Consider the following 10075-nt stretch of genomic DNA (forward strand, 5'->3'; position numbering starts at 1 on the left):
ATGCAGTTCGCCGCGTACCAAACGCGTCATAGCGAGCCGACGGGTCGGCGCAAAACGCGCCCGATGACAGGCTCCGCGAAACAATCCATCGCTCCGCTTGCCGAAGCATGGATTGCGCCGTCGCTTCAGCACGCAATTGCTCTGCAATTTTGTCGCGAGCTCCTCGCATTGACGGTGGCCAGCGCTGGCATGTCAACGCTACCGCGCGCGCCACGTCGTCCAAAACGAAAACGGAGGCCCTTCGGCCTCCGTTTCCATTCGCTATGTGCCAACTCGCCTGCTCACGCCAGCCGTCCCGCTGCGTGCGCGAGCAGGGTATAGACCAGCCCGGTCTCCGAGGTCAGGTGGCTGCGCAGCTCATGCGGACCGCGACCGTCGCGGGCCACCTCGTCGAGCAGCCGCTCGAACTCGGCAATGTAGCGGTCGACCGTCTGCTTGAAGCCGCGGTCGGAGCGATACTTTCGCGCCACCTCGTCGAATGCCTTCTGGCCGGCCGGCGTATAGAGGCGCTTGGAGAACGCCTTGTTCTCGCCGCGCTGGTAGCGATCCCACATCTCGGCGGCGAGGTTGCGGTCCATCAGGCGAGCGATGTCGAGCGACAGCGACTCCAGCGGATTGGCGGGCTGCTGTTGCGGACGCAGGCGCGGGGCCTCGCGGCTCGGCGAGGGCGGCGCGGCGTCGCTGCGGTTCAGCAGATCCGACAGCCAGCCGTCGCCGGCGCCATTGTCGGTGCTCGCCGGGCTGACCGGCGGCGCCTCGGTGCGACGCGAGGTCGGCATGCCCAAGTTCTGCAAGCCCAGGTTCTGCACGCCGAGATCCGGGGGCGGCAGCGTCGAGGCGCTGTTGCCATTGTCGCGCATCCGCGCATCGTTGCGCCCGCCGCCGCCGGCAGCGGCTGCCATGATCGGCTCCTCCTGGCGAATGCTGGCGCGGCTGGCGCTGACGACATCGAGCCCACGGCCATGATGTGCGACGATGCGGTTGAGCTCGGCCAGCGCCTCGATCTGGTCGACGATCACCTTGCGCATCTGCGCCGTGTTCTCGGCAGCCTCCTGCGGCATTTCGAGCACGCCGCGGCGCAGCTCGTTGCGGGTGGCTTCGAGCTCGTTGTGCATCTCGGTGGCCATCTGCTTCATCGCCGTAACCATCGCGGAGAACTTCTCCGTCGACTCCTTGAACATCGTATCGGTCTCGGCGTTGCTCTGCTGGTACAGGTCGTTCATGGCGTCGATCGTCTGCTGACGCTCGTTTTCGGCGGCAAGCCGCACCGCCTCGAACTGCCGGCTGATCGCCGCCGAACCAGCGCCGGCGGTCTCCGCCACCACGCGCGCGATGTCGCGAGCACGCTCTTCGGCCGCAGCCAGCGATTCATCGAGCAGGCCGGTGAAGCGCGACAGCCGCTGGTCGAGATCGGTGGTGCGCAGGTCGATGGTCGTGACCAACGATTCCAGCGCCTCCTTGCGTTCGCTGACGGAAGCCGTCGTCGAGTGGTTGGCTTGCTCCACCACGGCAGCCGCATCGATCAGTGCCTTGCCATGGGTCTCGAACTGGCTCGACAGCTGACCGAGGTCCTCCAGCGCCTTGCCGGTTTTGCTGTTGAACACCGTGAGCTGGTCTTCCAGGGTCTGGGTCGCCACGCCGTTGCGCGAGGTGACGTCGTTCATGGCGGACACGAAGTCGGCCACGCGGGTCACCAGCGCGCGCTCCAGCGAGTTGAGGTTGTCGTGGGCGCCGGTCAGCACTTCCTGCAGCAGGATGTTGCCCTCGCGCAGCCGCTCGAACAAGGCCACCGTGTCGGTGCGCAGGATCTTGCTGGTCTCCTGCATTTCGGTGACCGCCGAGATCGAGACCTGGCGCGACTGGTCGATGGCCGCGCGCGAGGCGTGCTCGAGGTCCTTGAGCGACTTCGCCACGGCGCCGGTCGCCTGATCGCCCGCCGAAGTGATATTGCGCGCGACATCGCTGCCATGCGCCGCCATCGTCTGCGAGAACGCCTGGCCGCGGGTTTCGATCGCCTTCAGCGCATCGGCGGTGGAGCGATCGATATCGGTCGCAAGCTGCGTGGTCTTGGCGGTGAGCGCCTCGACCAGCGAGCCGCGGCGGCTGTCGACCATTTGCGACAGGCGATCGGTCTGCTGCTGCACATAGGTGACGATCTCGTCGGTCTTGCCGGTCATCGCCGAACCGAACGAGCTCGAGGCGGACAGCACCGAGCGCTCGATGTCGGCTGCGGTCGACTTGACCTTGGTCGAGACCTCGCTGGACATGTTGATCAACGCCGCCTGCGCGGCCTGCGCTGAGGTCTGGATGTTGTCGGCGGTCTTGGCCGTGACCGCGCCGAGGGAGCGCTCGATATCGGTGGAGATCGCGCGGATCTGGTTGGCGGCATCGGCGGAGGTCGCCGCGAACGAGGTCTGGGCCTCGCGGGCGCTGCCGAGGATGGTCTGCGCCGTCTCCGTGCTGGCCGCGGTCAGCGTGCGCTCGATCTCGGTGGAGATCGTGCGGATCTGGTTGGCGGCATCGGAGGAGGTCGCCGCGAACGAGAGTTGGGCCTCGCGGGCGCTGCCGAGGATGGACTGCGCCGTCTCCGCACCGGCCGTGGTCAGCGAGCGCTCGATCTCGGCGGAGATCTCGCGGATCTGGCTTGCCGCGTCGGCGGAGGTTGCCGCGAACGAGGTCTGGGCCTCGCGTGCGCTGCCGAGGATGGTCTGGGCGGTGTTGGCGCCGACGGCAGTCAGAGTGCGCTCGACGTCGATCGCCAGAGACTTGACGTGGTTGGCGGCATCCGACGATGCGGTGACGAGAACGTTGTGCGCCTCGCGGGCCCCGGCCGTGATGGTTTCGGCGGTGCCGGTGCCTGCCATCGACAGCGAACGCTCGATGTCGGCGGCAAGCGCCGTCACCTTGCTCGCGGCCTCGGCCGACACGTTGACCAGCGTGTTCTGGGCATCACGTGCACCTGCGGTGACCGCTTCCGCGGTCGCGGAACCGGCCATTGACAGCGCGCGCTGCATATCGGCGGCGAGCGAGCGGACCAGGTCGGTGGCTTCTGTGGACGCGCCGGCGAGCGTGCTCTGGGCCTCGCGGGCGCTGGCGACGACGGATTCGGCCGTAGCCGTGCCGGCCATTGACAGCGAGCGCTCGATATCGGCTGCCAGTGTCCGGACCAGGTTGGTCGCATCGGTGGATGCGCCGGCAAGCGTGCTCTGGGCCTCGCGGGCGCTGGCGACGACAGATTCGGCCGTAGCCGTGCCGGCCGCCGAGAGCGAGTGCTCGATATCGGCCGCCAGTGTACGGACCAGGTTGGTCGCTTCGGTGGATGCGCCGGCAAGTGTGGTCTGGGCCTCGCGCGCACTTGCGACGACAGCCTCGGCGGTGGCGGTACCGGCCGTCGAGAGCGAGTGCTGGATGTCGGCGGCGAGCGTGCGGACCAGGTTTGCGGTCTCGGTGGACACACCGGTCAGTGCGCTCTGGGCTTCGCGGGCGCCGGCGACGACGGCTTCCGCGGTGGCGGTGCCGGCGAGCGAGAGCGAGCGCTCGACGTCGCTGGTGAGCGACTTGACCTGGCTGGTGACGTCGGTCGACGTCGAGATCAGCATGGTCTGAGCTTCCCGGGCGCCGGTCGTGATCGCTTCGGCGGCGGCGGAGCCGGCCATCGACAGCGACTGCTCGACGTCGCTGGCCAACGACTTGACCTGGCTGGCGGCCTCGGCGGAGGCGCCGACCAGCGTGGTCTGGGCTTCGCGGGCGCCCGACAGCACCGAGGCTGCGGTAGCGCTGCCGGCGGCCTGCAGCGTACGCTCCACATCGGCCGACAGAGCCTTGATCTGGGAGGCGACGTCGCCGGAGGAGGAGACTAGCGCTGCCTGCGCGTCGCGGGCGCTGCTGAGGATCGAGTTGGCGGCGCTGGTGCCGACGGCGGTCAGCACGCCCTCGACCTCGGTCGAGGTCAGCTTGAGCTGGGCCCCGACGTCACTGGACACCGTCAGCAGCGATTGCTGCGCCGCGCGCGCACCGGTCTGGATGGTCTCGCTGGTGTTGACCACGAGGTTGGTGAGCGAGCGCTCGGCGTCTTCGACATGAGACCTGATGCTCGACGACAGCAGCTCGGCGCGGGCCATGAGGTCGTCGCTGGCCTGGCGGCCGCTGCTCTCGATGCGGCCGGCGACGGCCTCGACGCGCGAACCCAGCAGGTCCTCAAACTGTGCGACGCGGGTGTCGATGTCGTTGGCGATCGCGCCGACGCGGGTTTCGATACCCTGCTGGGCGTCGACGAAGCGCGCCGAGATGGTGTCGCTCAGGTGCGCGCTGTGACCGTTGATGGTCTCGGCGAGACGATCGCTGTGGCCGTTGATGGTCTCGGTGACGTGGTTGATGCGGTGATCGACCGCCGCGATCGCCTGCACTGTGCCCTCGGTCAGGGTCGTGGAGAGCAGGCCGAGCCGCGAGTCGATCGACTGGATCGCCTGGGCGGCGCCGTCGGTCAGCGAGGTCGCAAGCGTGCCGAGGTGGCCGTCGATGGCGTCTGTGACGGACCGCGCGCGGCTCTCGAAGGTGACTTCGAGCGTCTTAAGGCGGCCATCGATGGTGTCGTCCAGCGACCTGAGGCGGCCGTCGAGCGAGTTGTCGAGTGAGCCGATCTTGCCGGCGAGCGAGCTGTCGAAGGTCGACAGCTTGTTGTCGAGCGAGGCGTCGAGGTTGGTGACGCGGTCGCCGAGCGTGGTCTCGAATTGCAGCAGGCGCTGGTCGAGCGTGGCGGTGATCTGGCCGCTGTTCGAGCTGACGCGATGATCGAAGGTATCGACATAGGTCTTCAGGCTGTCGGCGATGTCCTGGGTCCGTTGGCCCATGCGCTCAACGATGTCGCCGCCGAAGGTCTTCACCGTGCGGTCGAATTCCGAGATGTGGCGCGTGATCAGCGAGCCGAGCGTGCCGGAGTCACGGGCAAATCTCTCGGCGAGTTCGCTGCCATGGTTCTTCACGAGCTCGTCGAACGCGCTCATCTGCAGCGACAGCGAGTCGTGTGCGGTCTCGGTCTGGCTCACCACCTTGGCGACCAGCGAATTGACGGTGACGTCGAGCGCGTCGCTCGCCTTGTCGCCCGAGGTCATGATCTGGCCGGCGAGGCGGTTGCCGGCGTCGTCGATCTTGCCGACGAGATCATTGCTGCGCAGCTCCAGCTCCAGCAGCAACGAGTCTGCCGAGTTCTTGAGCGAATCGTGCACCAGCTCGGTGCGGTCTGAGATGCCGTCGACGATGACAGACGAACGCTGCTCGAAGTCGCCGGTGATGCGGTCGATGCGCTCGTTCAGCATCTCGTGGATGCGATCGGCCAGGTCGACGAATTCGTCGTGAACATGGCCGGTCTTGAAGTTGAGGCTGGCGGTCAGCCGCTCCGAGGCGTCCATCACGGCGCGGGTGGTCTCGGCGCTGGCCTCCTCGAGGCGGTCGAGCAGGTCGCCGCCGCGCTCGCCGAGCGCGAGGATCATGTTGTCGCCGGCGTGGCCCAGCGCGGTCGTGATGTGCTGGCCGCGCTCTTCCAGCGCGCCGGTGATGCTCTTGGCGACCTCGTCGACGCGCGAGGCGATCGCATCCGAGATCAGCGCGATGTCGTGGCGCAGATCGATCTGCACGCCGGAGATCGCGCTGCGCACCTGCTCGGCTTGGCCGACCAGGTTGTCGCGCTGGTGCGCGATGTCCTGCAGCAATGCGCGGATGCGCACCTCGTTGTCGGAATAGGCGCGTTCCAGCGCTGCGACTTCATTGGCGACGAGGGTCTCGAGTTCGCCAGCGCGCGCGATCGCACGCTCGACGCCGTCGCCCATCGCCGCGACCTCGCGGCGGATCGCCTGGCCGACAGTGACCATGGAATCGGCGGCGGCGTTCTCAGGCTCGGAGAAGCGGATCGCGACCTGTGCCATCGATTGCGCGATCATCTGCATTTCCTGGCTGCGCCAGGCGAGGCTCGCAAGGAAGAAGAACAGCAGGATCGGCGCAAGGAAGAGCGCGGCAAGGCCAGCGAACATCAGGACGCCGCTGCCCTGGGCCATCCCTGCCTGCAGCGACGGCCAGAAGGCGACGGTGAGGATGATGCAGCCGAGCAGCCACGCGCCGGCCGCGATCGACGCGAACATGAAGGCGTTGCGGGCGGGACGGCCCTTGCGCAGCGACTGAAGCAATTGGCCGATGGTTTCGCGATCGTCATTGGCAGCACGGCGCGGCGCGCGCGGCTCCTCGATTGGCTCGAACGGCGTGCGGTCCGTGCTTGGGCGGGGATCGAAGGCCGTCGCCGAGAAATCGGGCGCGGCCGGCGGTCCGATCTGCTCGCCGGTGGCGTCTGACTTCTCGGCGCTCTGTTCGTTGATGTTGAGGGCTTCCTGGATCGCAGAAAGCGCGACTTCGGTGGGATCTTTGACCTTCTTGGGAGTGTTCGCCATGTTCAGTCTAAGCCCTCTTACTTATTTTACGCGTCCGGCGACCTTGCGAACGTCCCCCCGCAAGCTCGAGCCGGTGCCCAAAGCGGACCGCAAGCGTGCCCGTCGGCGGCTTGTCCGCTACATCCGCAAACATCCTATTGGCTGAGCGATGCGAATGAAATGCTTGCGATTAATACTTTCTTAATCATCGTTAACAGCTTTAAGCCATAAAGCCTTATGGGAGCTCGGAATTCCTGTCGAACTGCGCCGATTGTGTCCTGAAATTGTCCAGAATCGGGCGGATTTGCAGATCATCCCGACAACAATCCGTTAACCAGTTTCATGATTGGCTGGGCCGATAAGCCGCCGGGGAGCGCCCTGGGGAGACGACAGGGACTGGCCATGCCGCTGCATCTCGAACGGGTAGAATGGACACAATCGCCGCCGCTCGCGCCCGGCGATGGTCCGATCGATCTCGACCATCTCCGGCGCATGACGCTGGGCGACCAGGGTCTCGAGCGAGAGGTGCTGGCGATGTTCTCGGCCCAGTCGGCCCGGATCTTCGGCGAACTGGCAGCCTTGCCGGCCGAGGCACCCGTCCACGCCCACACACTGAAGGGATCGGCACGGGCGATCGGCGCGTTTGGCGTGGCCGACGCCGTCGTCCGACTGGAAACGGCGTTTTCCAGCGGTTCCGACCCGTCGCAGCCGCTTGCCGAACTCGGCACCGTCATTGCCGAAGCGCGCGCCGCAATCGACCTGATCCTGCAGCAGTCCTAGCTGCAGATCCCTCCAGGGCCTGCAAAAATGGCCCGTGACCAATCCCAGACTGGCCGGCAGGTTTTCAGTCCCCGGCGCTAGCGCTGTGCGGAGCGACCCGTTATACGACTGCCGGGGACCTTTCCATCCATAGTCCGGCGTATTCCGGCAGCACGAGCGATCATGGCCAAAATCCACTTTATCGACCATTCCGGCGAGAAACGCACCATTGAGATCGAGAACGGCGCGACCGTAATGGAAGGGGCGATCCGCAACGCAATTCCCGGCATCGAAGCCGAGTGCGGCGGCGCCTGCGCCTGTGCGACCTGCCACGTCTATGTCGATGAAGCCTGGCGTGAGAAGGTCGGCGCTCCTTCGCCGATGGAAGAGGACATGCTGGACTTTGGCTTCGACGTGCGGCCGAACTCGCGGTTGTCCTGCCAGATCAAGGTGACCGACGAACTCGATGGTCTCGTCGTGTCGACGCCAGAGCGGCAGGCCTAGACTCTAAAGCGCTTTCGAGCGAAGTGGACACCGGTTCGCGTACAGAAAGCGCGGCAAGACAAGAATCTCAAGACAAGACTCTCAAGACAAGAATCTAGAGCTTCGGTTCTGGTCCCACCAGAACCGACAATGCTCTAGGCAGTGTGGACTCTAGGGATTCCCTTTTGAGAGCAAATCAGATTCAAGGCTTCTTTTTGGGAGGCGGCCTTGGGTGTGATGGATCGTTTGGTGTTGAGCGACGCGGCCTGGGAGCGGATGGCGCCGCTCATTATCGGCCGGCCTGACCAGAAGGGTTCGACCGGACGCGACAACCGGATGTTCGTGGAAGGGGTGCTCTGGATCGTGCGCACGGGCTCTCCCTGGCGTGATCTTCCGGAGGTGTTCGGGGACTGGAACAGCGTGTTTCGGCGCTTCAGTCGATGGAGCACCAAGGGGGTCTGGTTACGGATCTTCGAGGCGATGTCCGATGATCCGGACTTCGAATATCTGATCGTCGATTCCACCATCGTCCGGGCGCATCAGCACGCCGCCGGGGCGAAAAAAGGGGGTCTGAAGATCAAGCGATCGGGCGCTCGCGCGGTGGCTTGAGCACCAAGATACATATGGCCGTTCGCGGCTTGGGATGTCCCGTGCGGTTCACGCTCACCGCAGGTCAGAAGGGTGATGCACCGCAAGCCGCCACACTGATCGATGGATTGCCCGCCGAGGTCGTCATGGCCGATGCGGCCTATGATGCGGATCACTTACGCCAGGCCATCGCAGCAAAGGGCGCGCTCGCCGTCATCCCCAACAACCCTTCACGCGCTCTCAAATATCCGCTCGACAAGCATCTCTATGCCCAGCGACATCTTGTCGAATGCTGCTTCAGTAAGCTCAAGCAGTTCCGGCGCGTCGCTACACGCTTCGAAAAGACAGCTAGAAATTACCAAGCCGTCGTCACTCTTGCTGCTATCGTCCTATGGATGCGGTAACTGTCCACACGACCTAGCATTACAGTTGTCTTTTTGCTTTGAGGTGCGCCCGTTGAGCTGCCGCCTGGTGGGCTCTGCGCCAGAAGGACCAAGCGATGATGAGCGCGGGTTCGATCCGCGTGCGATGAAGTCTGATGGCAATGCGGCGGATTTCCTGGAGTGACCAGCGGATCAGTTTGGGGGCGGTTTTGTTTTGGCTTTTGCCGCGTGGCGCCGTTTCGTTTTTTTGGGCGGCGTCGGATTGGCGGCGATGCCGGATTGCGGCCATCATGGCGAATGCGAGCATCACCAAGGACACGTGACGGTGCCAGCCATGCCAGGATCTGCTCTCGTTGTGATCGAGCCCGAATTCGTTTTTCGCAGTTTCAAAGCTGTCTTCGATCGCCCATCGATGGCCTTCGACCGCGACCAGCGTTTCAATTGATGTTCCTGCCGGGCACCAGGTCGAGAAGAAGGCGAGGTCATCATCAGCGATACGACGCCGGATCAGCAGACCGCGTGTCCAAAGACCTTGATCGACGCTGTTGAATTCTTCGGCATCGAGATCGGCTAGTTCGAGATAACACCAATCGTGCAGCCGCGGTCCTTTGGTTCCGGCACCGGCCGACAGGCGCTTCCAGTCGGATGGGCGTCGCGTCCGGGCGAGTTCCGCAGCCGTCCCGGCGACCGGCGGTCGCTTGCCCCAGGATCGGAATACATGAGCGCTGTTGACCCCAAGCACGTAGCCCTTGCCGGCCCGACGCAATTGCTGTTCGAGGTCGCCAACACCGTAAACGGTATCGCCGGCAACCCAGTTGAATGGGACAGACGCCGCTATCGCCCGTGCGATCATTCTCGTCGCAAGCTTTGGCTTGGTCGCAAAACCGACGTCGGCAGGCACGTATGTGGCTTCCAGGCGATCTGGATCGTCGGTCCATTCCTTCGGAAGATATAATGCGCGATCGATGAACGCATGGCCATGACGCGAAACGTAGGTAGCGAACACGCCGATCTGGCAGTTCGTAATCTTGCCTGCCGAACCGGTGTATTGCCGCGCCACGCCGCACGACGCCTTCCCCTGTTTGAGAAAGCCGGTCTCGTCGATGACGAGGACCGCATCGTCGTCTGCCAAATGCTCCATCACATAGTCGCGGACAATATCGCGCAAGGCATCGGCATCCCAATCGCTGCGACCCAAGATCGCCTGTTGCCGCCAAGGACCAGGATCGCCAGCGGCCTCCGCGCGCATCCAACCGGTCTTGCGTTGCTCATCACCGAGCAGACCTTCCAGAAACAGGCCCGCGTTCCTCGCAACACGTTCTTGCCCGAACAGCGGACGTATCCGCTTCTTAACCTCCCGAAGCGACGCAGCCCACAACGCAAGCGTCTCTTCAACTGACGCTGCCTGCGCCCACAATCTTCGAATCATGGTTGCCCATGGATTCA

3 protein-coding genes and 2 pseudogenes are annotated in these 10075 nt (G+C 64.8%); 3 read left to right on the forward strand and 2 right to left on the reverse strand.

The genetic code is table 11. The features are described from left to right. Nucleotides 1-281: 281 nt before the first annotated feature. Nucleotides 282-6437, reverse strand: coding sequence for an apolipoprotein A-IV repeat region-like domain-containing protein (locus tag AS156_RS07045; RefSeq protein ID WP_066501814.1), 6156 nt, complete (start codon nt 6435-6437; stop codon nt 282-284). Between the two features lie 381 nt (nt 6438-6818). On the opposite strand from AS156_RS07045, the gene AS156_RS07050 reads away from it, so the two are divergent. From AS156_RS07050 to AS156_RS40420, 3 genes and pseudogenes are all read left to right on the forward strand, one after another. Beyond that, nucleotides 6819-7196, forward strand: coding sequence for an Hpt domain-containing protein (locus tag AS156_RS07050; RefSeq protein WP_066501868.1), 378 nt, complete (start codon nt 6819-6821; stop codon nt 7194-7196). 162 nt (nt 7197-7358) lie between these two features. Beyond that, nucleotides 7359-7679: a 2Fe-2S iron-sulfur cluster-binding protein gene (locus tag AS156_RS07055; RefSeq protein ID WP_066501816.1), complete on the forward strand. Its 321-nt coding sequence runs from the start codon at nt 7359-7361 to the stop codon at nt 7677-7679. Nucleotides 7680-7934: 255 nt separating this feature from the next. Further along, nucleotides 7935-8650: pseudogene (locus AS156_RS40420) on the forward strand (IS5 family transposase). 223 nt (nt 8651-8873) lie between these two features. On the opposite strand, the pseudogene AS156_RS07070 reads toward AS156_RS40420, so the two are convergent. Then, nucleotides 8874-10058 (reverse strand): annotated as a pseudogene (locus tag AS156_RS07070) (IS701 family transposase); the annotation flags it as partial. Nucleotides 10059-10075: the final 17 nt, after the last annotated feature.

Source organism: Bradyrhizobium macuxiense, assembly GCF_001542415.1.
Taxonomy (GTDB): domain Bacteria; phylum Pseudomonadota; class Alphaproteobacteria; order Rhizobiales; family Xanthobacteraceae; genus Bradyrhizobium; species Bradyrhizobium macuxiense.

Bases quoted from the DNA above. Each gene is read 5' to 3' on its own strand.
- AS156_RS07045 (WP_066501814.1), bottom strand. From the start codon at position 6,437: ATGGCGAACACTCCCAAGAAGGTCAAAGATCCCACCGAAGTCGCGCTT.
- AS156_RS07050 (WP_066501868.1), top strand. From the start codon at position 6,819: ATGCCGCTGCATCTCGAACGGGTAGAATGGACACAATCGCCGCCGCTC.
- AS156_RS07055 (WP_066501816.1), top strand. From the start codon at position 7,359: ATGGCCAAAATCCACTTTATCGACCATTCCGGCGAGAAACGCACCATT.